25 protein-coding genes are annotated in these 23,350 nt (G+C 66.4%); 15 read left to right on the top strand and 10 right to left on the bottom strand.

What is annotated here, in order from left to right; all coding sequences use genetic code 11:
• Positions 1-17: 17 nt before the first annotated feature.
• From AC1VNX_RS16470 to icd, 7 genes are all read right to left on the bottom strand, one after another.
• Positions 18-479: a DUF3574 domain-containing protein gene (locus AC1VNX_RS16470; protein ID WP_483157655.1), complete on the bottom strand. Its 462-nt coding sequence runs from the start codon at positions 477-479 to the stop codon at positions 18-20.
• Positions 480-506: 27 nt separating this feature from the next.
• A complete protein-coding gene (locus AC1VNX_RS16465; RefSeq protein WP_483157654.1) occupies positions 507-1,241 on the bottom strand; it encodes a CatB-related O-acetyltransferase in 735 nt (244 codons plus the stop codon).
• A 32-nt stretch (positions 1,242-1,273) separates the two neighbouring features.
• On the bottom strand, positions 1,274-2,713 hold the full coding sequence (gene sbcB / locus AC1VNX_RS16460) for an exodeoxyribonuclease I (protein WP_483157653.1): 1,440 nt from the start codon (positions 2,711-2,713) through the stop codon (positions 1,274-1,276).
• Positions 2,714-4,159 carry a cardiolipin synthase gene (gene cls / locus AC1VNX_RS16455; RefSeq protein ID WP_483157652.1) on the bottom strand — a complete coding sequence of 482 codons (1,446 nt, stop codon included), beginning with the start codon at positions 4,157-4,159 and terminating at the stop codon, positions 2,714-2,716.
• A gap of 109 nt (positions 4,160-4,268) precedes the next feature.
• Positions 4,269-6,590 carry an ATP-dependent Clp protease ATP-binding subunit ClpA gene (clpA, locus tag AC1VNX_RS16450; protein ID WP_483157651.1) on the bottom strand — a complete coding sequence of 774 codons (2,322 nt, stop codon included), beginning with the start codon at positions 6,588-6,590 and terminating at the stop codon, positions 4,269-4,271.
• Positions 6,591-6,657: 67 nt separating this feature from the next.
• Complete coding sequence (clpS, locus tag AC1VNX_RS16445; RefSeq protein ID WP_042674481.1) at positions 6,658-7,017, bottom strand: ATP-dependent Clp protease adapter ClpS; 360 nt, start codon at positions 7,015-7,017, stop codon at positions 6,658-6,660.
• A 248-nt stretch (positions 7,018-7,265) separates the two neighbouring features.
• Positions 7,266-8,525: an NADP-dependent isocitrate dehydrogenase gene (gene icd, locus AC1VNX_RS16440; RefSeq protein ID WP_483157650.1), complete on the bottom strand. Its 1,260-nt coding sequence runs from the start codon at positions 8,523-8,525 to the stop codon at positions 7,266-7,268.
• Positions 8,526-8,744: 219 nt separating this feature from the next.
• On the opposite strand from icd, the gene AC1VNX_RS16435 reads away from it, so the two are divergent.
• The 3 genes from AC1VNX_RS16435 to AC1VNX_RS16425 all read left to right on the top strand — a co-directional run bounded on the left by AC1VNX_RS16435 (position 8,745) and on the right by AC1VNX_RS16425 (position 9,965).
• Positions 8,745-9,068, top strand: a complete 324-nt coding sequence (locus tag AC1VNX_RS16435; protein ID WP_126020304.1) for a cell envelope biogenesis protein TolA — start codon at positions 8,745-8,747, stop codon at positions 9,066-9,068.
• Between the two features lie 152 nt (positions 9,069-9,220).
• The gene (locus AC1VNX_RS16430) at positions 9,221-9,421 is read left to right on the top strand and encodes a hypothetical protein (RefSeq protein ID WP_483157649.1); all 201 of its coding nucleotides are present in this window, start codon (positions 9,221-9,223) and stop codon (positions 9,419-9,421) included.
• An 85-nt stretch (positions 9,422-9,506) separates the two neighbouring features.
• Positions 9,507-9,965 carry a DUF192 domain-containing protein gene (locus tag AC1VNX_RS16425; RefSeq protein ID WP_483157648.1) on the top strand — a complete coding sequence of 153 codons (459 nt, stop codon included), beginning with the start codon at positions 9,507-9,509 and terminating at the stop codon, positions 9,963-9,965.
• Positions 9,966-10,161: 196 nt separating this feature from the next.
• Here AC1VNX_RS16425 and AC1VNX_RS16420 read toward each other — a convergent pair whose 3' ends face one another.
• Positions 10,162-10,743: a superoxide dismutase gene (locus tag AC1VNX_RS16420; protein WP_483157647.1), complete on the bottom strand. Its 582-nt coding sequence runs from the start codon at positions 10,741-10,743 to the stop codon at positions 10,162-10,164.
• A gap of 49 nt (positions 10,744-10,792) precedes the next feature.
• A complete protein-coding gene (gene xseA / locus AC1VNX_RS16415; RefSeq protein ID WP_483157646.1) occupies positions 10,793-12,106 on the bottom strand; it encodes an exodeoxyribonuclease VII large subunit in 1,314 nt (437 codons plus the stop codon).
• Between the two features lie 313 nt (positions 12,107-12,419).
• Here xseA and AC1VNX_RS16410 point away from each other — a divergent pair, with 313 nt between their 5' ends.
• The 6 genes from AC1VNX_RS16410 (at position 12,420) to adk (ending at position 16,242) form a co-directional block, all read left to right on the top strand.
• Positions 12,420-13,052 carry a MotA/TolQ/ExbB proton channel family protein gene (locus AC1VNX_RS16410; RefSeq protein WP_126024055.1) on the top strand — a complete coding sequence of 211 codons (633 nt, stop codon included), beginning with the start codon at positions 12,420-12,422 and terminating at the stop codon, positions 13,050-13,052.
• Between the two features lie 11 nt (positions 13,053-13,063).
• Entirely contained in the window at positions 13,064-13,489 is a 426-nt protein-coding gene (locus tag AC1VNX_RS16405; RefSeq protein WP_483161964.1) for an ExbD/TolR family protein, read from the top strand.
• The gene (lpxK, locus tag AC1VNX_RS16400) at positions 13,490-14,515 is read left to right on the top strand and encodes a tetraacyldisaccharide 4'-kinase (RefSeq protein ID WP_483157645.1); all 1,026 of its coding nucleotides are present in this window, start codon (positions 13,490-13,492) and stop codon (positions 14,513-14,515) included.
• Positions 14,496-14,678 (top strand): Trm112 family protein, encoded by a 183-nt coding sequence (locus AC1VNX_RS16395; RefSeq protein WP_093202265.1) that lies wholly within the window; start codon positions 14,496-14,498, stop codon positions 14,676-14,678. Before lpxK ends, AC1VNX_RS16395 begins: the two co-directional genes overlap by 20 nt.
• Positions 14,675-15,448, top strand: a complete 774-nt coding sequence (gene kdsB / locus AC1VNX_RS16390) for a 3-deoxy-manno-octulosonate cytidylyltransferase (protein WP_483157644.1) — start codon at positions 14,675-14,677, stop codon at positions 15,446-15,448. The genes AC1VNX_RS16395 and kdsB overlap by 4 nt, the downstream gene beginning before the upstream one ends.
• Before the next feature lie 137 nt (positions 15,449-15,585).
• Positions 15,586-16,242 carry an adenylate kinase gene (gene adk, locus AC1VNX_RS16385; RefSeq protein WP_483157643.1) on the top strand — a complete coding sequence of 219 codons (657 nt, stop codon included), beginning with the start codon at positions 15,586-15,588 and terminating at the stop codon, positions 16,240-16,242.
• 51 nt (positions 16,243-16,293) lie between these two features.
• On the opposite strand, the gene AC1VNX_RS16380 is transcribed toward adk, so the two are convergent.
• On the bottom strand, positions 16,294-17,259 hold the full coding sequence (locus AC1VNX_RS16380) for an asparaginase (protein ID WP_483157642.1): 966 nt from the start codon (positions 17,257-17,259) through the stop codon (positions 16,294-16,296).
• 73 nt (positions 17,260-17,332) lie between these two features.
• On the opposite strand from AC1VNX_RS16380, the gene lexA reads away from it, so the two are divergent.
• From lexA to AC1VNX_RS16350, 6 genes are all read left to right on the top strand, one after another.
• Positions 17,333-18,016 (top strand): transcriptional repressor LexA, encoded by a 684-nt coding sequence (gene lexA / locus AC1VNX_RS16375; protein ID WP_126024049.1) that lies wholly within the window; start codon positions 17,333-17,335, stop codon positions 18,014-18,016.
• A gap of 139 nt (positions 18,017-18,155) precedes the next feature.
• The gene (locus AC1VNX_RS16370) at positions 18,156-18,539 is read left to right on the top strand and encodes a hypothetical protein (protein WP_483157641.1); all 384 of its coding nucleotides are present in this window, start codon (positions 18,156-18,158) and stop codon (positions 18,537-18,539) included.
• 100 nt (positions 18,540-18,639) lie between these two features.
• A complete protein-coding gene (locus tag AC1VNX_RS16365) occupies positions 18,640-19,647 on the top strand; it encodes a D-2-hydroxyacid dehydrogenase family protein (RefSeq protein ID WP_483157640.1) in 1,008 nt (335 codons plus the stop codon).
• Positions 19,644-20,801, top strand: a complete 1,158-nt coding sequence (locus tag AC1VNX_RS16360) for an MFS transporter (protein ID WP_483157639.1) — start codon at positions 19,644-19,646, stop codon at positions 20,799-20,801. Before AC1VNX_RS16365 ends, AC1VNX_RS16360 begins: the two co-directional genes overlap by 4 nt.
• Before the next feature lie 156 nt (positions 20,802-20,957).
• The gene (locus AC1VNX_RS16355; RefSeq protein ID WP_483157638.1) at positions 20,958-22,478 is read left to right on the top strand and encodes a 3-hydroxyacyl-CoA dehydrogenase; all 1,521 of its coding nucleotides are present in this window, start codon (positions 20,958-20,960) and stop codon (positions 22,476-22,478) included.
• A 33-nt stretch (positions 22,479-22,511) separates the two neighbouring features.
• The gene (locus AC1VNX_RS16350) at positions 22,512-23,294 is read left to right on the top strand and encodes an oxepin-CoA hydrolase, alternative type (protein ID WP_483157637.1); all 783 of its coding nucleotides are present in this window, start codon (positions 22,512-22,514) and stop codon (positions 23,292-23,294) included.
• Positions 23,295-23,350: the final 56 nt, after the last annotated feature.

Here is a 23,350-nt window from a genome sequence, read left to right as displayed (position 1 = left end):
GGGGGCGGACCGCCTGCTCAAAGCCGCACGCAGACCGCCTGCCGCTCCTGCAGCACGGCTTCCTGCGCGAAGCGCTGGCGGTAGGTGCCGACGATGGTGGCGATGGCCGCGTCGTCCTTCTCGCTGCGCGCATGCAGCAGCACGACCAGCTTGGAGCGCTCGCGCACCACCTCGCCCGACACGCCGCGCCACTGTCCGGCCGCATCGATCACCGTCAGGCCCTGCGGAAAGGCGGGCGTCACGGTGCTGTCCAGAAAGGCGGTCCACTCGGCGTCCGACACCTGGCCGCCAGAGGGAATGGCTCGGCCGAAGTACAGCGTGTCGCGCTCGAAGGTCTCGAAGCCGCTTCCGCAGGCCCTTGCGCCGCCGGAGCCCGGAGGCGGCAAGGTGCCGCAGCCGGCCAGGGCCAGCGCCAGCGCCGTCACGGCGGCCGCCAGCGCTGCGCGGACAGGAGACAAAGTGGCTGTCGTTGTCGTCATGCGCACACCTCCTTGCATCAATCTTTTTCAGCCCGGCAGAAAGACCAGCGGCGCGGGCTGACCCTCGGCGGGCGGCTGGCCACGCTCGAGCAGCCGCCAGCCGGGATTCCAGCGCGAAAGGCGGTTTTCGGCAACGGCCTCCTCCAGCTTCGACTGGGCGGCTCCGGGGTTCTGCCAGTCGAGCGCCAGCGTGCGCAGGTCCCAGTCCCACCAGGGACAGGCGCGGATGCGTTCGACCAGCGCGTCGGGAAAGCGCTGGCGGATCACCCGTGCCGGCACGCCGCCCACGACAGTGAAAGGCGCCACATCGCGCGTCACCACCGCACCCGCGCCGATCACCGCGCCATCGCCGATGGTGATGCCGCTCTTGAGGCTGACGCGCGAACCGATCCACACGTCGTTGCCGATGGTCACCGGCGAGTGCGAGGGGAACTGCCCGACGGACTGGTGCCGGTACGGCTCCGGAAAATTCGGCGCGTAGGCCAGCATGTGCGTGGTGAACCAGTCGGCCGGATGGTCCGACAGGGTCTGCACGCCATCGCCGATGGAGCAATAGCGCCCGATGCGCACGTCGACGAGCAGCGCGCCGGGCGAGATGCTCGTATACGCGCCGACGGAGCAGCCGGCATGCAGCTGCGCCGAGTGCCAAATGCGCACCGGTGTCTCGAAGCGAAACGGCGTCGGCAGCAGGCAGCTCTCCGAGAGGAAGAGCCCGTAGCTTTCGAGCCCCTTCGACAGTTCGGCGTTGATCGTCAGGCTCATGGGCTGGGCGCTCCGCTGTGTCGTTGCGTCGATCAGGCCTCGGGCGCGATGGCCTCGGCGTATTCGTAGAGCGCGCCGAGGATCTCTTCTCCGCGCTCATCGGCGTTCTCGGAGAGGGCGTCGACCTCGCTGAACAGCATCTCGATGGTGCGCGCCCCGCCCTCGCCCTTGAAGAGCTTTGCGACACGCAGGGCTTCCCAGCGCTCGGTCTCGTCTTCGTTCAGCAGCTCCGGCCAGTTGCGCGCGCGGTAGCGAAAGAGGATTTCGTCGAGCCGGCCATCGTCGAAGCCTGTGCGGTCCTTGGCCAGCTCCTCGGGCGACAGGCCGCGCAGCTGGTTCAGGCGCCGCCGGTCGGCGTTGCCGACGAAGCCGCCGTACAGGTCTTCGTCGACGTCGGGCGTGGCCTCCTTGGGACGGGCGTAGACCTGCGACCAGATGGCGCTCATGTCGGGCAGGTCGCGCGCGATGGCCGCGTGGCGCATCGCCGCCTCGAGGTCGACGCCCCAGCGCTCGGCCATGGGCGCCGCGAGCGTGCGCAGATTGCCAACCACCATCGGCGACTTGTTGAGGTGCACGCCCTTGATCGGCAGGCGCACCACGCCCTCCGGCAGGTCGGCCGTGCGGGTGAAGAGGCGAAGCCGCAGCGTTTCGACGTCGATGTCGCGCAGCTCGCTCGGGTCATGAGCCAGGTCCCAGGCCAGCAGCTCGTTCTTGTTGGTGGGATGGCTGGCCAGCGGCCACATCACGGCGAGGCAGCCACGCTCGACCGGGAACATGCCCGAGACGTGCAGGAAGGGCTTCGCAGTCTCGCGTGTCGCGGGCAGGCCCAGCTCGGCGGCGACGCGGTCCTTCCTGTGCAGGCCGAATGCAAAGTCGAACAGCTTGGGCTGCTTGTCACGGATGAGCCGGGCCAGCGCGATAGTGGCGCGCACGTCCGACAAGGCATCGTGCGCCGATTCGTGCAGCAGGCCATTGGCGCGCGCCAGGTCCTCCAGCTTGAAGCTGGGCTTGCCGTCTTCCTTCTTCGGCCATTCGATGCCGTCGGGGCGCAGCGCGTAGGTCAGGCGCACCACGTCGAGCAGGTCCCAGCGGCCGCAGTCGTTCTGCCACTCGCGCGCGTACGGGTCGATCAGGTTGCGCCAGAACAGGAAGCGCGTGACCTCGTCGTCGAAGCGGATGGTGTTGTAGCCCACGCCGATGGTGCCGGGCTGGGAGAAGGCTTTCTCGATGTGCGCGGCGAACTCGTGCTCGGGAATGCCGCGCTCCAGGCACACCTGCGGCGTGATGCCGGTGATCAGGCAGGCCTCGGGACTGGGCAGGTAGTCCGGCGCGGGCTTGCAGTAGATCATCAGCGGCTCGCCGACCTCGTTGAGCTCGGCGTCGGTTCGGATGGCCGCGAACTGCGAGGGGCGGTCGCGGCGCGGCACCGCGCCGAAGGTTTCGTAGTCGTGCCAGAGAAAGGTGTGGTTCATTCAGAGCAAGGGTGAAAACAGGCGCGCGATGGCGTCGCCGAGGCGGCGCCAGAAACCCTGGTGCCGGTTGGCGCGCACCGCGCCGGAACTGTGCAGGTCGGCCTCGAACTGCGCCGCCAGCGGGCGGGTCAGCTCGGGACCGTAGACCACCGCGCAGACCTCGAAATTGAGGCGGAAGCTGCGGTTGTCGAAATTGGCGGTGCCGATCATCGCGCAATGGTCGTCCACCACCAGGGTCTTGGAATGCAGCATGCGCGCCTTGTACTCCCAGACCTTCACGCCGGCGGCGATCAGCTCGTCGAAATACGAGCGCGCGGCGGCGCTCACGATGGCCGAGTCGCTGCGGCGCGGCACCAACAGGCGCACGTCGACGCCGCGCAGCGCGGCGCTGGTGAGCGCCATCAGCGCGGGCTCGCCCGGCACGAAGTACGGCGTGGTGAGCCAGGCGCGGTGCGTGGCCGAATGGATTGCCTCGACGTGCATGCGGTGGATGGCCTCCATCGGGCTGTCGGGGCCGCTGGTGACGATCTGCACCGGAATGTCGCCGGCCTCCAGCTGCGGCAGCATGGCATTCAGCGCGTCATCCATGCCACGCGGGTCTTCGCCGGTGGCGTAGGTCCAGTCTTCCAGGAAGGTGGTCTGCAGCCAGCGCACAGCGCTGCCCTCGATGCGCAGGTGCACGTCGTGGTAGGCGTCGGGGTTGGTGCGCTTGTCTTCTTCGTCGGTGATGTTCACGCCGCCCGTGAAGCCGATGCGGCCGTCGCACACCACGATCTTGCGGTGGGTGCGGTAGTTGGTCACCGGGCGCAGGCGCCGGCCGATCTTGGTGTCGTGGAACAGCGCCACCTTCACGCCCGCTTCGAGCATCGGCGCCATGAACTTGCGGCCGATGCGCTTGGAGCCAAGCGCATCGATCAGCAGGCGCACCGTCACGCCCTCCTTCGCGCGCTCGATCAGCAGATCGCGCAGCGCGGTGCCGATGCGGTCGGGCTCGAAGATGTAGTACTCGAGGTGGATGTGGTTCCGCGCGGCGCGCACGGCGTCGAAGATCGCGTCGAAGGTGCGTGCGCCGCCCGAGAGCAGTTCGACGTCGAGCGCGCTGGACACCGGCAGGCCGCAGGTCGCGGTGCCCAGCTTGGCCATCTGCTGCAGCGCCGGCGGCGCGTTCTGAGCCGCATCGCGCAGCCGAGCCACGTCGGCCTGGGCGGAGGCACCGGCGCGGCTGCGCAGGCGCTTCAGGCGCTGCTTTTTCAGCCGCTGCGGCCCGAGAAAGTAATAGACGACGAAGCCCGCGAACGGCAGCAGCGCCAGCGAGAGAATCCAGCTCATCGTCGAGACCGGGGCGCGCTTCTGCATCACGATCCAGACCGACAACACCGCGATGTAGCCGCTCCACGCCAGGGAGAGGCCGGTTTTCCATTCGTGGCTGAGTTCGGGGAGGATCAAGGCGAAAAGGCGATTGGAATGGCTGTGCGAGAGGGCCGGCCCAAAAGAAAAAGGCCGGTAGCGATGCTACCGGCCTTTGACTTCATTCCAGAAACCGCTGCGGGCTCATTCAGCCTGCTGCAGCTTCCTCTGCTTCGGGCTTCTGCTTGCCTTCCTTCTTCGGAATCGGCTGGATGTCGAGCAGCACTTCGTCCTTGTCGTCGAGGTCGACTTCGAGGCGGCCACCGTCGGTGAGGCGTCCGAACAGCAGCTCGTCGGCCAGTGCACGACGGATCGTGTCCTGGATCAGGCGCTGCATCGGGCGAGCGCCCATCAGCGGATCGAAGCCCTTCTTCGCCAGGTGCTTGCGCAGCTTGTCGCTGAAGGTGACTTCCACCTTCTTCTCGCCGAGCTGGGTTTCCAGCTGCAGCAGGAACTTGTCGACCACGCGCAGGATGACCTGTTCGTCGAGCGCCTTGAAGTTGACGATGGCGTCCAGCCGGTTGCGGAATTCGGGCGAGAACAGGCGCTTGATGTCGCCCATTTCGTCGCCCGCCTGGCGCGGGTTGGTGAAGCCGATGGTCGCCTTGTTCATGGTCTCGGCGCCCGCGTTCGTCGTCATGATGATGATGACGTTGCGGAAGTCGGCCTTGCGCCCGTTGTTGTCGGTCAGCGTGCCATGGTCCATGACCTGCAGCAGCACGTTGAAGATGTCCGGGTGCGCCTTCTCGATTTCGTCGAGCAGCAGCACCGCGTGCGGCTTCTTCGTGACAGCTTCGGTCAGCAGGCCGCCCTGGTCGAAACCGACGTAGCCCGGAGGCGCGCCGATCAGGCGGCTCACCGCGTGACGCTCCATGTATTCCGACATGTCGAAGCGGATCAGCTCGATGCCCATGATGTAGGCGAGCTGCTTCGCGGCTTCGGTCTTGCCGACACCGGTGGGGCCGGAGAACAGGAACGAGCCGATCGGCTTGTCGCCCTTGCCCAGGCCCGAACGCGCCATCTTGACCGCCGAGGCGAGCACTTCGAGTGCCTTGTCCTGGCCGAACACCACGCTCTTGAGGTCGCGCTCGATGGTCTGCAGCTTGCTGCGGTCGTCGTTGCTGACGTTGGCCGGGGGAATGCGCGCGATCTTCGCGACGATTTCCTCGACTTCGGTCTTGCTGATGGTCTTCTTGCGCTTGCTCGGCGGCAGGATGCGCTGGGCAGCACCAGCTTCGTCGATGACGTCGATCGCCTTGTCGGGCAGGTGACGGTCATTGATGTACTTGGCGCTGAGCTCGGCCGCGGCCTGCAGGGCCGCCACGGCGTACTTCACGCCATGGTGTTCCTCGAAGCGCGACTTCAGGCCCTTGAGGATGTCGACGGTTTCCTGAACCGAGGGCTCGACCACGTCGACCTTCTGGAAACGGCGCGACAGGGCCGCGTCCTTTTCGAAGATGCCGCGGTATTCGGTGAAGGTGGTCGCGCCGATGCACTTGAGCTGGCCGCTGGACAGCGCCGGCTTGAGCAGGTTCGACGCATCGAGCGTGCCGCCCGAAGCCGCGCCCGCACCGATCAGGGTGTGGATCTCGTCGATGAACAGGATGGCGTTCGGCTTGTCCTTGAGCGACTTGAGAACGCCCTTCAGGCGCTGTTCGAAGTCGCCGCGGTACTTGGTGCCGGCCAGCAGCGCGCCCATGTCGAGCGAGAACACGTTCGACTCGGCCAGGATTTCCGGCACGTCGCCCTGCGTGATGCGCCATGCGAGGCCCTCGGCGATGGCGGTCTTGCCCACGCCAGCTTCACCCACCAGCAGCGGGTTGTTCTTGCGCCGGCGGCACAGGATCTGGATGACGCGCTCGACCTCGTACTCACGGCCGATCAGCGGATCGATCTTGCCGTCCTTGGCCATCTGGTTGAGGTTTTGCGTGAACTGCTCGAGCGGCGATGCCTTCTCGTTGCGCTCGCCGCCGCCCTCCTCGCCTTCGCCCGAGGGAGCTTCACCGCTGCCCTTGACGGCTTCCGGCGGATCGCTCTTCTTGATGCCGTGGGCGATGAAGTTCACCACGTCGAGGCGGGTGACGCCCTGCTGGTGCAGGTAGTACACGGCGTGCGAGTCCTTCTCGCCGAAGATCGCGACCAGCACGTTGGCGCCGGTGACTTCCTTCTTGCCGTTGCCGGTGGACTGCACATGCATGATGGCGCGCTGGATGACGCGCTGGAAACCCAGGGTCGGCTGGGTGTCTACATCGTCGGTACCCGCCACCTGGGGCGTGTTGTCCTTGATGAAGTTGGTGAGCGACGCCCGCAGGTCGTCGACGTTGGCCGAGCAGGCGCGCAGAACTTCCGCGGCGCTCGGGTTGTCCAGCAAAGCGAGCAGCAGATGTTCCACGGTAATGAACTCGTGGCGCTGCTGCCGGGCCTCTACGAAGGCCATGTGCAAGCTGACTTCCAGTTCCTGGGCAATCATGTGATTTCCTTTTGCCTTGCTGTAAATAAGTTCTCAGATGGGTTGGAGCTTGCGCAATTCAACTGGTTCATGCAACAGGTTCACTGACGCACTGGAGCGGGTGCCCCGCCTGCTGGGCGGCTTCCATTACCTGGTTGACCTTGGTGGCCGCCATGTCGCGGGAATAGACCCCACAGACGCCCCGGCCATCGAGGTGGATCTTGAGCATGATCTGGGTCGCGGTTTCGCGATCCTTGCTGAAATATTCCTGCAGCACGACGATCACGAACTCCATTGGCGTGTAGTCGTCGTTCAGCATCACAACCTGGTACATCTGGGGCGGCGCGGTCTTTTGCGGCCGGCGCTCCAGAACGACCGAATCTCCGTCGTCCCCGGCCGGTTTCTGGGCCGGCGGAGTACTGGGAGTTTTTGGAATTCTCGTTGCCATGAAAATCATTCTATAGAGCGTGCAAGCGCCGTGCCGAGCAAAAAAGAGTGGTGGCGCGTATCCGACAATTCAAGGGGTTTGCGGCGCTTGCGACAGTATTGCACCGGGCTGCATCAGCAAAGAGTTTTAGGCAAAAAAGCCTGCTTCGCGCCGGTCGAAGAAGCAATAAAAAGCCCTTGAATTCCTTCCGGAAGTTCAAGGGCCCCATGTGTTGCCGCGACGCCGCAAGGCGTCGAAGCGCGCGGCAATTACATGTTGTCGATCATCACCTGACCGAAGCCCGAGCAGCTCACCTGCGTGGCGCCGTCCATCAGGCGGGCGAAGTCGTAGGTGACCTTCTTGCTGGCGATGGATTTTTCCATCGAGCTGATGATCAGGTCGGCGGCCTCCTTCCAGCCCATGTGACGCAGCATCATTTCGGCCGAAAGGATCTCGGAACCGGGGTTCACGTAGTCCTTGCCGGCGTACTTGGGGGCCGTGCCGTGGGTGGCCTCGAACATGGCGACGGTATCGCTCAGGTTCGCGCCCGGGGCGATGCCGATGCCGCCGACCTGCGCGGCCAGGGCGTCGGACACGTAGTCGCCGTTGAGGTTGAGCGTGGCGATCACGCTGTACTCGGCAGGACGCAGCAGGATCTGTTGCAGGAACGCATCGGCGATGCTGTCCTTGACGGTGATCTCCTTGCCCGACTTCGGGTTCTTGAATTTCATCCACGGGCCGCCGTCGATCAGCTCGGCGCCGAACTCCTTGGCGGCCAGGCCGTAGCCCCAGTCACGGAAGCCACCTTCGGTGAACTTCATGATGTTGCCCTTGTGCACCAGGGTCACGCTGGGCTTGTCGTTGTCGATCGCGTATTGCAACGCCTTGCGCACGAGGCGCTCGGTGCCTTCGCGCGACACCGGCTTGACACCGATACCCGAGGTATTGGGGAAGCGGATCTTCTTGACGCCCATCTCGTCCTGCAGGAACTTGATGAGCTTCTTGGCTTTTTCACTCTCGGCCTCGAACTCGATGCCGGCGTAGATGTCTTCCGAGTTCTCGCGGAAGATCACCATGTTGGTCTTGTGCGGCTCGCGCACCGGGCTCGGAACGCCTTCGAAATACTGGATCGGGCGCAGGCAGACGTAGAGGTCGAGTTCCTGGCGCAGCGCGACGTTCAGCGAGCGGATACCGCCGCCGACGGGCGTGGTCAGCGGGCCCTTGATGGAAACCACGTAGTCGCGCACGGCGTGCAGCGTTTCCTCGGGAAGCCAGACGTCGGGGCCATAGACCTTGGTCGACTTCTCGCCCGCGTAGACCTCCATCCAGTGGATCTTCTTCTTGCCGCCGTAGGCCTTGGCCACGGCAGCGTCCACCACCTTGAGCATCACCGGCGTGATGTCCAGTCCGGTTCCGTCGCCCTCGATGAAGGGGATGATCGGTTGGTCAGGCACATTGAGAGAGTTGTCGGCGTTGACCGTGATCTTCTGACCTTCGGTCGGGACTTTGATGTGCTGATAACTGGTCATGAGAGGGGACGGCTCCGGGATTGACGTAATTTTGACGACTGTCAGCGAATTCAGACACAGCGCGCATTCCGCTGTACAGCCGGTTAACAAATCGCTGTACATTTTAGACGCAACCCATCAGCAAGCGTTTGTCAACCGACGGGCCAATGGCCTCGTTAGTGGCTGACCTTCTGCTCGCCGGGAGGCGTTTCCAACCAATTCTCGATAGAGGAATCATCAATGAGCAAAATTCTCGCAGTCATGATCGCTGGCCTGTTCGCCGCTGGCGCCTACGCCCAGAACCCGGCCGGCACGACGCCCGAGCAAGGCAACGCCACCAACAGCAAGTCGCAGCAACGCGCCGAAGCCAAGAAGGCTGCCAAGCCCGCTGGCCAGGTCAAGGCTCCGGCTGGCGACGAAGCCAAGACCCCCGAAGGCGGCGCCATCGGTGCCGACAAGGCTGCAGCCTCTGGCGAGAAGCGCGCTGAAACCCGCGACCAGCGCCGTCGCAACAAGGACGGCAGCGTCAAGCGCAAGTCGACCCAAGGCGGCACCCCGAAGTAATTCGGCCTGCCCCGCAAAAGAAGCGCTCTTCGGAGCGCTTTTTTTCGCCTGCGGCGTCCGCCTGGCTGTCAACCGCGCGAGACGGCCTCCGTTGAATGTCTACCTTCCGCAGGGAGGGCAATCCAGATCAACGAATTTCAAAGGATATGTTCATGAACAAGCTGCTCGCAGCCCTGGTCGCCGGTCTCTTCGCAGTCGGCGCTTTCGCTCAACAAGCCGAACCCACCACGGCTGCTCCCGCCCCCGCTGCCAAGGCCGCCAAGCACGCTTCGGTCAAGAAGCATGCAGCCGCCAAGAAGCACAAGGTTCGCCACGTGGCCAAGGCCCACACGGCCGCTGCCAAGAAGGTGTAAGCTTCCAAGCTCACCCGCAATGCCCGCATCAGCGGGCATTTTTTATCCAGGCTGGGCCCTGGCCCCGCCCTGAAAGAGTCGTCCGATGCTCAAGCGTCTCGCCGCCCTTCTTCTCGTATCCGCATCGTTCATGATGCAGGCGCATGCCCAGCAGCAACCCCAGACCGACCTGCCGCGCACGCAACTGTCGGTAGGCCTGTACAAGATCGACGCGCAGGTCGCGCAAACCCCTCTTCAACGCGAGATTGGCCTGATGTTCCGCAAGGAAATGCCCCAGGCCGAGGGCATGATCTTCGTGTTCGAGCAGCCCGCCACGCAGTGCTTCTGGATGCGCAACACGATCCTGCCGCTGACCGCCGCCTTCGTTGCCGACGACGGCCGCATTGTCAACCTCGCCGACATGCAGCCCATGACCGAGAGCACGCACTGCTCCCAGGAGCCGGTGCGCTACGTGCTCGAAATGAACCAGGGCTGGTTCGCCAAGAAGAACATCAAGAAAGGCGCGAAGCTCGGCGGCGAACTGTTCGCGGCCGGCAAGCGCTGATCGCCTGCCGCAAGCTCGCTGGCGGCACTGTGCAAACCACCACCTCAACTACGATGCTCCAGGCGCTGCAGGGCTGAGTCCCTGGGGGCAATCGCTCGCCCAATGAAAATGCCCCGCTCTTGCGGGGCATTTCGATCCAAGCGGCCAGCAGACTATTTACACAAACTGCATGGGTCGGCGTTGAGGGACCCCGGAATCAGCCGAAGTTCTTGGCGACGAAGTCCCAGTTGACCAGCTTGGCCAGGAAGGTCTCGACGAACTTCGGGCGCAGGTTGCGGTAGTCGATGTAGTAGGCGTGCTCCCAGACGTCCACCGTCAGCAGCGCGGTGTCGGCGGTGGTCAGCGGCGTGCCGGCTGCGCCCGTGTTCACGATGTCCACCGAGCCGTCGGCCTTCTTCACCAGCCAGGTCCAGCCCGAGCCGAAGTTGCCCACGGCCGACTTCACGAAGGCTTCCTTGAACGCGTCGAAGCTGCCCCACTTGGCCTCGATGGCCTTGGCCAGCGCACCGGTGGGAGCGCCGCCGCCCTGGGGCTTCATGCAATTCCAGAAGAAGGTGTGGTTCCAGATCTGCGCGGCGTTGTTGTAGATGCCACCGCTGGACTTCTTGACGATCTCTTCGAGCGTCATCGACTCGAACTCGGTGCCCTTTTGCAGGTTGTTGAGGTTCACCACGTAGGCGTTGTGGTGCTTGCCGTAGTGGTACTCGAGGGTTTCCTTCGAATACTCGGGTGCCAGCGCGTCGAGGGCGTACGGCAGGGGTGGGAGCACATGTTCCATGGTTTTTTCTCGTGGGTTGGTTGTGGGAATCAAGGATTCTAGGAAGTAATTATTGAGGCGGCGTCGGACGCGTTCCCGTCGCGCCGCCCGGCGCGACGGTCAGCTCGACTTCGCCATCGGCCAGCCGCGCCTTGACGGCGTCGCCGGGCGCAAGTTGCGTTGCGCTGACGATCGCATGACCGTCTGTATCGGTCAGCCACGCATAGCCGCGTTGCAAGACCAGTGCCGGATCGAGCAACCGCATGCGCAAGGCCACGCGCTCCAGCCGATCACGCCGCTGAACCACCGCACGCCCCAGCTTCTGCGGAAAGTCGGCAGCGATCAGACGCGGCGCCTGCGTCAAGCGCTCCCTTCGGGTCAGCACCGTGTAGCGAAGGCGCTGTGCATGATGTGCCAGACGCAGCTGCTGCCGAGTCACCAGACCCGAAGGGCGACCGAGGCGCCCCGCCGCTTGGTCGAGACGCTGCCCGAGTACGTCGATGCGCCCGCCCAGCGCATCGCCGAGCCGCTCGTCGATCAGGTCGAGCGCGCCCAGCCACACGTCGCGTGGCGCGCTCACCAGTTCCGCCGCGGCCGTGGGCGTGGGCGCGCGCAGGTCGGCGCAGAAGTCGGCAATGGTGAAGTCGGTTTCATGCCCCACTCCACTGACCAGCGGCACCGGACTCTGCACGATGGTGCGCGCCAGCGTCTCGTCGTTGAAGGCCCAGAGGTCTTCGATGGAGCCACCACCGCGCACCAGAAGAATCACGTCGACCGCAGGCGTGAGTTCATACAGCGACTGCAGCGCCCGCACCAACTCGCCCGGCGCATTGGCCCCCTGTACCGCCGCCGGGGCAAGCACGACCGGAATGTGCGGAACACGCCTTCGCAGCGCGGTGACCACGTCGTGCAATGCAGCCGCGCCGAGCGAGGTGACGATGCCGATCGAGCGCGGCATGGTCGGCAGCGCCCGCTTGCGCGCCGGATCGAAGAGGCCTTCGGCTTCGAGGCGCGCCTTGCGCTGCAGGAACTGCTCGAACAAGGCGCCCTGCCCAGCCCGCCGCAGGCTCTCGACCACCAGTTGCAGATCGCCGCGCGGTTCGTAGACGGCGAGGCGCCCGCGCACCTCGACCTGGTCGCCATCACGCGGTGAAAAATCGAGCAAGCCGGCGGCCCGGCGGAACATCGCGCAGCGCAGTTGGCCGGACTCGTCCTTGAGCGCGAAGTAACAATGTCCACTTGAGGCGCGGGAAAAACCGGAAATCTCGCCGCGCACGGAAACTGGGTTGAAACGCGCGTCGAGCGCGTCGGCCACCGCGCGGCACAAGGCGCCGACGGCCCAGACGCGCGGCCCCGGCGCGGAATTCGGTTCACGCGAGTTCACAAAGTGCACGCTCGGCCAGATGCCACTCTTCCACAACGGGCGGCGCCGGGCCGATCTTCGGCCCCCAGGGCAGGACAGGCGCACGGTTTCTCGTGCAACCTGTTGATTTCATTGAAAAAAGTGCTGCTCAAAATTCAGTCGTTCCAGCGAAAAGGCCGTCCCATGCGGGTCCGGACGCGTTGCGCAGCGGGTTAATCACAAAGTTATCCACAGAATCTGTGCGTCCTTGCCGACACAAAAACAAGGCGCGTGACGATGGTGTGCTCAGTGGATAATCGCCGCGCATTTGCAGTCTACGGGCCGGAGGATTTTCTTGTTTTCCATCATAGTTGCCGCGGGTTGGCCGATCTGGCCCTTGCTTGCTTGTTCGATCATTGCGCTCGCGCTGGTTATAGAACGTTTCACGAGTCTCAAGACCGTGAGAGTGCTGCCGCCGAAGCTGCTCGACGAAACCATCACCGCGTCGCACGGAGCCATTCCCGGTCCGGATGTCGTGACCAAACTCGAACGCAACTCGATGCTCGGCCAGGTTCTGGCCGCCGGCCTGCGCGCGCTGAACGCCAATCCGCGCTGCACCGAAGACGACCTGCGCGCAGCCATGGAGGCCTCGGGCCGCACAGTGGCCCACAAGCTGGAGCGCTATCTGCCCGCGCTGGCCACCATCGCCTCGGCCGCTCCTCTGCTGGGTCTGCTGGGCACCGTGATCGGCATGATCGAAATCTTCGGCTCGCAGTCGCCCGGTAGCGGCGCGGTGGGCTCGGGCAATCCGGCGCAACTGGCGCACGGCATCTCGATCGCGCTCTACAACACCGCCTTCGGCCTGATCGTGGCCATTCCGACGCTGATCTTCTGGCGCTACTTCCGCAGCCGGGTCGATGAGTACCTGCTGAACCTCGAACTCTCCGGCGAGCGCTTTGCCCGCCACCTGAACGCCCTGCGCAAATGACCCGCGCCCGCATGCAGTTCCGCCACGGCGCGCGCGACGAGCCGGAGATCAACCTGATCCCGTTCATCGACGTGCTGCTGGTGATCCTGATCTTCCTGATGCTGTCGACCACCTACAGCAAGTTCACCGAGATGCAGTTGCGGCTGCCCACGGCGGACGTCGATGCGCAACGCGACTATCCGAAGGAAGTGATCGTGGCGGTGTCGGCCGACGGCCGCTATTCGGTCAACAAGAATGCCGTGGCCGACCGCAGCGTGGAAGCCGTGGCGGCCGCCCTCGCCGCCGCGGCCACCGGCGGCAAGGACAGCGTGGTGATCATCAGCGCCGACGCGACCAGCCCGCACCAGGCCGTGGTGACGGTGATGGAGGCCGCGCGCCGCGCCGGCCTGATGCAGATCACCTTCGCGGCCCAGTCGACGGCGCAAGCCGGGCACTGAGTGCCTTCCGGCGGCGGCAGCATCGACAACGGCAATACGGGTTCGCGCCTGCGGGAGGCCTGGCTGCACCGCGGCCCCCTGGCCTGCCTGCTGTGGCCGCTCTCGCTCGTCTATGCCGCGCTGTTCGCCGTGCGCGGCTTGTTCTATCGCATGGGATGGCTGCGGACCGAGCGCGTGCGCGTGCCGGTGATCGTGGTCGGCAACGTGATTGCGGGCGGTGCGGGCAAAACGCCGGTGGTGATGGCCGTCGTCCGGCATCTGCAGGCGCGCGGCATCCAGGTCGGCGTGGTGTCGCGTGGCTACGGCCGCCGCACCGATGACTGCCGAGAAGTGCTCGGCAACAGCGATCCGCGGGATGTGGGCGACGAGCCTGCGCTGATTCACCACGCAACCAAGGCGCCGGTGTTCGTGGCGCGCAGGCGCATCGATGCCGCGCGCGCCCTGCTCGAGCGGCACCCGGCCACGCAGGTCGTCGTCAGCGACGACGGATTGCAGCATCTGGCGCTCGGGCGCGACATCGAGATCTGCGTGTTCGACGACCGGGGCATCGGCAACGGCTGGCGGTTGCCTGCCGGCCCGCTGCGCGAAGCCTGGCCACGCCGTTGCGATCTGGTGCTGCACAGCGGATCGCGGCCGGCCTTCGCGGGCGGCCATACCGCCACGCGGACCCTCGCGAACGAAGCGCTCGACAGCGACGGAAGACGCGTACCGCTGGCCGCCCTGGCTGGCAAGCCCTTGACCGCGCTGGCGGCGATCGCCCGGCCCGAAGCCTTCTTCGAAATGCTGCGCGCTCGCGGCCTGACGCTCGCCGACACCGTCGCGCTGCCCGATCACTTCGATTTCGAGGGCTGGCAACGCCCGTCGGGCACGCAGCAAACCCTCGTCTGTACCGAAAAGGACGCCGTCAAGCTGTGGCGCAAGGCGCCCGATGCGCTGGCCGTGCCGCTTGACTTCGTGCCGTCCGCGGAATTCTTCGCCGCGCTCGACGCAAAGCTATCATCGCTCGATGGATACCAAGCTGCTTGAACTGCTCGTCTGCCCCGTCACCAAGGGGCCGCTGACCTGGACCCCCGAGAAGCAGGAGCTGTGGTCTCGCAGCGCCCGCCTGGCGTATCCGGTGCGCGACGGCATCCCGGTGCTGCTCGAGAACGAGGCACGCACGCTTTCCGACGAAGAGCTCGGGCTGTGAGCTTCACCGTTCTGGTCCCGGCGCGGCTCGCGTCGACGCGGCTCCCCAACAAACCCCTGGCCGACATCGCCGGCGTGCCCATGGTGGTGCGCGTGGCGCAGCGCGCCAGCGAATCCGGCGCGGCGCGCGTGGTGGTCGCGGGCGACGATCCATCCATCATCGAAGCCTGCAAGGCGCACGGTGTCGAGGTCGTCCTCACGCGACAGGATCATCCCAGCGGCACCGACCGGCTGGCCGAAGCCTGCGAACAGCTCGGTCTGGATGGCGACGACATCGTCGTCAACGTGCAGGGCGACGAACCGCTGATCGCCCCCGCGCTGATCGATGCCGTGGCTTCCACGCTGGCCACCCACGCCGAAGCGGCGATGAGCACCGCGGCCCACGAGATCGATTCGGTCGGCGACTTCATGAATCCCAACGTGGTGAAGGTCGTGCTCGATGCGCAGGGCAACGCGATGTATTTCAGCCGCGCGCCGATTCCGTGGTGGCGCGACGGTTCCGCCAACGGCGCGGCGCCTTCGGTGCTGCCTGCAGCCCCTGCTCCCCTGCGCCACATCGGTATCTACGGCTACCGAGCTGGTTTTGTGCGGCGCTTTCCTTCTCTGCCTCCCGCGCCTGTCGAGGCGACGGAAGCGCTCGAACAGCTTCGCGCGCTATGGCACGGCCATCGCATTGCGGTGCATGTGAGCCATGTCGCGCCGGGCCCCGGCATCGATACGCCCGAAGATCTGTCGCGCGTGCGCGCGGTCTTCGCAGCTGGCGGCATCTGAGCCGACGGGTCTCCACGGCTACAGACAGCGGGATTTCCCCGAGGGCACGCATGCTATCCTCGAAGCAACTCCGCCCAGCCCGGCCATGGGGCCGATGCTCGGCGCGACACAAAATCTAAGAACCGTCCGAGGACACCATGAGACTAATTTTGCTGGGCGCGCCCGGGGCGGGCAAAGGCACGCAAGCGGCCTTCATTTGCCAGAAATACAGCATTCCCCAGATTTCGACCGGCGACATGCTGCGCGCCGCCGTCAAGGCTGGCACGCCGCTCGGACTACAGGCCAAGGCCGTCATGGACGCCGGCGCACTGGTCAGCGACGACCTGATCATCAATCTCGTGAAGGAACGCATTGCGCAGCCCGATTGCGCCAGCGGCTTCCTGTTCGACGGCTTCCCCCGCACCATTCCCCAGGCCGACGCCATGAAGGCGGCCGGCGTCAAGCTCGACTACGTGCTCGAGATCGACGTGCCCTTCGGCGACATCATCGAGCGCATGAGCGGCCGCCGCTCGCACCCGGCTTCGGGCCGCACCTACCACGTCAAGTTCAATCCGCCCAAGGTGGAAGGCAAGGACGACGTGACGGGCGAGGACCTGATCCAGCGCGAGGACGACAAGGAAGAAACCGTGCGCAAGCGGCTCGACGTGTACAGCCAGCAGACGCGTCCGCTGGTCGACTACTACTCCGCCTGGGCCAAGACGGATCCGGCCGCCGCGCCGAAGTACCGCGCCATCAAGGGCGTGGGCACGGTCGACGAGATCACGCAGCGTGCGCTGGCTGCACTGAGCAGTTGATCGTCATCTGACTCACACCGAACCGCCCCTTCCAGAGGGGCGGTTTTGCTTTCAGCCCAGCAATTCGAGCATCAGGGCGATGCGCGCCTTCACAGGCGTCAGCGCGCCTGCATCGCGAAGCAGATCGCCCGCCTTCGGCAGGATGCGCCCGCTCGAACAACGCGTGGCCCGGAGCACTGCAATGCCGGCGTCCTGCGCCTTGAGCGCGGCAGCTTCCAGCGCATGGTGCAGGGTGCCGTTGCCGGTGGTCGCGAGGACCAGTCCGCGCACCGGGTCCGCCCCGCCCGCCTGAAGCAGCGCCTCGACCACCGCGCCGCTGGCGCCGGCGTGGCTCATCACGATCTCCACCCGGGGCCATTGCACTTCTGCCGGCCCGAAGAGCTTCACCACAGGCAGCGCCCCACCCTGCGGCCACGCCCGGACAAGACGCACTTCACCCTCTTCCACATAGCCGACGGGCCCCGCATCGCCTGAGGCAAAGGCATCAAGCCGATAGGTGTGAACCTTCTGGATGTCGACGCCGGCATGGATCGCGCCGGCGCACACCACCGTGACGCCGCGCGCGCCCTGCGACGCGGCGACGCTGACCGCGTCGCGCACGTTCTGCGGTCCGTCCGGCGACAACGCGGTGGCCGGGCGCATCGCGCAGGTCAGCACGACGGGCTTGGACGGCACCAGCACCGAGTGCAGGAAGAATGCGGTTTCCTCGATCGTGTCGGTGCCGTGCGTGATCACCACGCCTGCCACGTCGGCCTGCGCCAGCCAGTGCGCGCAGCGCCGGGCCAGCTGCTGCCAGATGTCGAAGGACATGTCCTTGCTGTCGACCTGGGCTACCTGCTCGGCCTCCAGCGCCACGCCGGCGGGCGCCTCGATGCCGCCCAGCAGGTCGGCCACGCCCACCTGCGCGGCGGTGTAGCCGATGTTGTCGTCACTGCTGGCGGCCCGGCCCGCGATGGTGCCGCCGGTGCCCAGAACCACCACGCGGCGCGACAGTTCAGGCGAAGAGGAATTGACCATGGCTTGTCAACTTCTAAAAACTGGTTAAAAATACAGGCACTGGATATCCAACCAGTGCCGCAAGGAACCACACATGCAGTTCGCCGTGAAGCTTACAGCCCGCCAGCAGCAGATCCTGGACCTCATCCAGAGCGCCATCGCACGCACCGGTGCACCACCCACGCGCGCCGAAATCGCCAACGAGCTCGGGTTCAAGTCGGCCAATGCCGCCGAAGAGCACCTGCAGGCGCTGGCGCGCAAGGGCGTCATCGAACTGGTCAGCGGCACTTCCCGCGGCATCCGCCTCAAGGGCGACGCGCTGCGCTCGCTCAACGAAACGCGCCACCGCGAAGGCGGCCAGTTCTCGCTCTCGCTGCCCGGCATGGCCCAGCTGGCACTGCCGCTCATCGGCCGCGTCGCAGCCGGCTCTCCCATCCTGGCCCAGGAGCACGTCGACCAGACCTTCTACGTCGAGAACACGCTGTTCCAGCGCCAACCCGACTACCTGCTCAAGGTGCGCGGCATGTCGATGCGCGACGCCGGCATCATGGACGGCGACCTGCTCGCGGTGCAGGCCACCAAGGAGGCGCGCAACGGCCAGATCGTGGTCGCACGTCTCGGCGACGAAGTGACCGTCAAGCGCCTGAAGCGCAACAAGCAGGTCATCGAGCTGCACGCCGAGAACCCCGACTACCCGACCATCATCGTGCAGCCCGGCGAGCCTTTCGAAATCGAAGGGCTCGCGGTCGGGCTCATCCGGAACACCATGCTGATGTAGGCCACTGCGGCCTGCTTTCCACAGCACCCCATCCGGCAACGACAGGTGGCGGGCGTATGGCGAAGAGTCGCCATCACCCTGTCGCGGCCGATTCAAGAAATCCTGCCTGTGTTCAACCTCATACATTTTTGGAGTTCACATGGGAATCGCCCTCCTCGCCATCGCCGACATCTGGATGCCGCTTCAATCGCTGGCCAATCGCCTGATGACGGCTCGCCGCTCTTCGTCTTCGCACCTCAGGGATCGTCTCGACGCCACCGAGTCCTCGGCAGGGCTGCGCTATGTAGCGGTGCGCCCCGCCTGTACCGCCCGTTCCGGCGGCACAGCGCCCTCTGAAACGGCCGCGCCGGCGCGCCCGCTGCGCGTGGTCTGCGTGGTCGATGGCAAGGGCCAGCAGCGCAACAACAACCGCGTGCGGATCTCCGGCCGCATGGCCGATGTCTGCGCCGAGCTCGACCGGCTGGCCGCTCTGGAGGCCGCGGAAACCATGGCCACTGCCCCGCGCTCCACGCGCCTGCACTGAGCCGGCGCCGGGCCCGAAACACCCTGCAAGCGCCTGCAGGGCGGGTATCCAAACGTTCGCCGGCGCGACATTCCAATGCTGCGAGGCACAATGGCACGCCATGAACATTGTGATCCTCGACGATTACCAGGACGCCGTGCGCAAGCTGCGCTGCGCTTCCAAGCTGGACGCCTACGCAGCCAAGGTCTATACCAACACGGTCAAGGGCATTGGGCAGTTGTCGGTCCGACTCAAGGACGCCGACGTGATCGTGCTGATCCGCGAGCGCACCCAGATCTCGCGCCAGCTCATCGAGAAGCTGCCCAAGCTCAAGCTAATTTCCCAGACCGGGCGCGTCGCCGGACACATCGACGTCGCAGCCTGCACCGAGCGCGGCGTGGCCGTGGCGGAAGGCTCCGGCTCCCCCCAGGCACCCGCCGAGCTCACCTGGGCGCTCATCATGGCCGCCATGCGCCGGCTGCCGCAGTACATCAGCAACCTCAAGCACGGTGCCTGGCAGCAGTCGGGGCTCAAGTCGGCCTCGATGCCGCCCAATTTCGGGATCGGCTCGGTGCTCAAGGGCAAGACGCTGTGCATCTGGGGCTACGGCCGCATCGGCCAGCTGGTCGCGCGCTACGGGCAGGCCTTCGGCATGCAGGTCGTGATCTGGGGCCGTGAAGCCAGCTGCGCCAAGGCTCGCTCCGACGGCTTCCAGGTGGCGCAGAACCGCCACGAGTTCTTCGCCGCCGCCGACGTACTCTCGGTGCACCTGCGGCTCAACGAGGAGACCAACGGCCTCATCACGCTGGAAGATCTCTCGCGCATGAAGCCGACCGCCCTCTTCGTGAACACTTCGCGCGCGGAGCTGGTCGAGGCCGATGCCCTGCTGGCGGCCCTCAACCGCGGCCGCCCCGGGCTCGCGGCCATCGACGTGTTCGAGAGCGAACCGCCGCTGCAGGGCCACGCGCTGCTGCGCCTCGAGAACTGCATCTGCACGCCGCACATCGGCTACGTCGAGCAGGAAAGCTACGAGAGCTACTTCGGCCAGGCCTTCGACAACGTCGTGAGCTACATCAACGGCAACCCCACGAACATCGTGAATCCCGGCGCGCTGCAGGTCCGTCGGTGAGCCAGCCGGCGCCACAGAGGGCGCTCTGGGCGCTGCTTGCCGGCAATTTCGTGATCGGCACGGGCGTGATGGTCGTGCCCGGCACGCTCAACGAGATCAGCGCCGAGCTGTCGGTCACCGCCGCCACGGCGGGGCAGCTCATCACGGCCGCCGCCGCGGTCATGTGCATCGGTGCACCGCTTCTGGCCGCTGCCGTTGCTGGATGGGACCGCCGCCAGCTTCTCGCCCTCACCCTCCTCTGGTACGCCATCGGCCACGTCCTCTGCGCGCTGATGCCCAGCTTCGGAGCCCTGCTGCCGGTGCGCATGCTCACGGTGATCGCGCCGGCCATCTTCACGCCGCAGGCCGCTGCCTGCGCCGGCCTGCTGGTGCCACCGGAGCATCGCGGACGCGCCGTGACCTTCGTCTTTCTCGGCTGGTCGATGGCCTCGGTGCTGGGGCTGCCCATCGGCGCGCTGATCGGCGGGCACCTGGGCTGGCGCATGGCTTTCGCGGCCATCGCGGCGCTCAGTGTCGCGAGCGCGACATCGGTGTGGCTCACCTTGCCGAACGGCATCCGCCCCGCAGCGCTGACGGCTGCCGCATGGTCGCGCGTGCTGCGCAGTCCGGTGCTGATGGGCATCGTCTCGGTCACGGCGCTGCAGGGCGCCGGCCAGTTCGTGCTGTTCAGCTATTTCGGTCCGATCCTCAAGCAGAGCTTCGGCGCCGACGCCACCACGCTGAGCGTGATGTGGGCGCTGTTCGGTGCCTGCGGGCTGGTCGGCAACATGGTGGTCAGCCGCTTCATCGACCGCGTGGGCGCAGGGCGCATGGTGCTCGTCACCACCCTGCTGATTGCCGCAAGCCTGCTGCTGTGGCCGCTGGCCTCCACGCTGGCCTGGCTGGCGGTAGTGCTCGTTCCATGGGGGCTGGGCTGCTTCGCCACGAATTCGGCGCAGCAGGCCCGCCTGGTAGGCCTGGCGCCCGCGCTCGCGCCGGGATCGGTGGCGCTCAACAGCTCCGGCATCTACACCGGCCAGGCCGTGGGCGCGGCGCTGGGCGGCTGGCTGCTCGCCAACGAAGCCGGAGCATGGATGAGCTGGGTCGGCCTGGCTCTGGTGCTGATCGCCATCTTGCTGAGCGTGGCCATCGACCGCAGCCGCCGCGCACCCTGAAAACGCGCCCCCGCGTAAAACCGGTCACGCCCCATCCGCGCGGGGCTGCAAAATCGGAACTCTCGGCGTCAACGAGCGCATCCGCGTGTGCGACTCCAGCGCCGACGCCTGCACGGCACGCCCGGATACCACCCAACCAGTGAAAATCTCCAGCAAATGACAGTGAACTACTCCCGAATCGGCATCGTCGGCGCCGGCGCCATGGGGCGCGGCATCGCGCAGATCGCCGCACAGGCAGGCAGCGAGGTGCTGCTGCTCGACAGCTTCGCGGGCGCCGCAGAGCGCGGCCGCGAGGCTCTCTCCGCCCAATGGAACAAGCTGCACGAGAAGAACAAGATCGACGCCGCCACGCGCGACGCCTGCATCGCCCGCGTAAAGGCGGTCGACTCGATCCAGGCGCTGGCCGGCTGCGACCTGGTCATCGAGGCCATCGTCGAAGACCTGGAAGTCAAGCGCAAGCTGTTCCGTGAACTCGAAGCCGTGGTGGCCGAGACCGCCACGCTGGTCACCAACACGTCCTCCCTCTCGGTGACGGCCATTGCGGCCGGCCTGCAGCACCCGGCGCGCGTCGCGGGCTTCCACTTCTTCAACCCCGTGCCGCTGATGAAGGTGGTCGAGGTGGTCGCGGGCTTCAAGACTTCGCCCGAGGTCTGCAGGCAGCTTGCGGGCTACGCCACGCAGATGGGCCACAGCGCAGTGCAGGCGCAGGACACGCCCGGCTTCATCGTCAACCACGCCGGCCGGGGCTACGGCACCGAGGCGCTGCGCATCGTGGGCGAAGGCGTGGCCGACTTCGCAACCATCGACCGCATCCTCAAGGACCAGGCCGGCTTCCGCCTCGGCCCCTTCGAGCTGCTGGACCTGACGGCGCTCGATGTGTCGCACCCGGTGATGGAATCGATCTACCACCAGTACTTCGAGGAGCCGCGCTTCCGCCCCAGCGTGATCACCGCCCAGCGCCTGGCCGCCGGTGCGCTGGGCCGCAAGACCAACGAAGGCTTCTACCGTTACAGCGACGGCGTGATGCAGCAGGTGCCCGAGGCTCCCGCTCCGGTGGTCGAAGGTCCGCCCTCCGTGTGGGTGTCGCCGCGCGCGGCACGCCGCGCCGAGCTGCTGCGCCTGGTGAACACGCTGGGCGCGCAGATCGACAGCGGCGCCACCGCCGCGCCGCATTCGCTGATCCTGGTCGCGCCGCTGGGCTTCGATGTGACCACCGTGGCCGCCGTCGAGCGCCTGGACGCCACGCGCACCGTCGGCATCGACATGCTGATCGACGACGCAGCCACCAAGCGCCGCGTGCTGGCCACCAACCCGGCCACGCGCCGCGACATCCGCGACGCCGCGCACGCCCTCTTCGCACGCGACGGCAAGGCCGTGAGCGTGATCCGCGACAGCGGCGGCTTCGTCACGCAGCGCGTGATCGGAACCATCGTCAACATCGCCGCCGACATGTGCCAACAGCGCGTGTGCACGCCGGCCGACCTCGAGACCGCCGTGCAGCTGGGCCTGGGCTATCCGCGTGGCCCGCTGGCAATGGGCAACCTCTACGGTCCGACCAACATGCTCGAAGTGCTGTTCAACCTGCAGACGGTGTATGGCGACCCGCGCTATCGCCCGAGCCCGTGGCTGCGCCGCCGCGGCGCGCTGGGCCTGAGCCTGCTGCACGAAGAAGAATGACGACAACGACGAACTGAGCCACAAGTACGAGCCATGAGCACCGCAGAACTCAAGAGCACCAGCGAAGGCAGCACCATGGTGCTGACGATCGCCAACCCGTCCCAGCGCAACGCGCTGGGCCCCGAAATCTACGCCGCGGGCATCGAGGCACTGAACAAGGCCGAGAACAGCGCGGAAATCCGCAGCGTCGTCATCGTGGGCGAAGGCGCCTGGTTCTGCGCCGGAGGCTCGCTGCAGCGCCTGCTGGCCAACCGGCAGCTCGACCGCTCGGTGCAGGCCGAGAGCATCGAGGGGCTGCACAACTGGATCGACTCGATCCGCACCTTCCCCAAGCCGGTGATCGCCGCCGTCGAGGGCGCGGCTGCCGGCGCGGGCTTCTCGCTCGCGCTGGCCTGCGACTTCGTGGTGTCCGCGCGCGACGCGGTCTTCGCGGCCTCGTACAGCAACGTGGCGCTGTCGCCCGACGGCGGCCTGAGCTGGCATCTGGGCCGGCAGCTGCCGCGCCAGCTCGCGAGCGAATGGCTGATGAACGGCGAGCGCATCGCCGCGCCGCGCCTGCATGCGCTGGGCCTCGTCAACGAACTCACCGAAAGCGGCCAGGCGCTCTCGGGCGCGCTGGCGCTGGCGGGCCGGCTCAACGCGCGCGCGCCGAACTCTCTCGCCAGCATCAAGGAGCTGCTGAGCGAGGCCCAGGGCGCCACGCTGGCCTCCCAGCTCTCGCAGGAGCGGGACCACTTCGTGCGCAACCTGCACCACGCGAACGCTGGCATCGGCATCGCGGCGTTCCTCGAGAAGAAGCCGCCGCAGTACGAGTAAGTACCCATGTGACGGGGTAGCGCCAGACGGCGTCGCTCCCGTGACACCCATCAGCT

The organism is Variovorax sp. TLI9-5A (assembly GCF_056867935.1).
The sequence above is the reverse complement of the archived record's forward strand: the minus strand, read 5'-3'. Positions and strand labels throughout refer to the sequence as shown.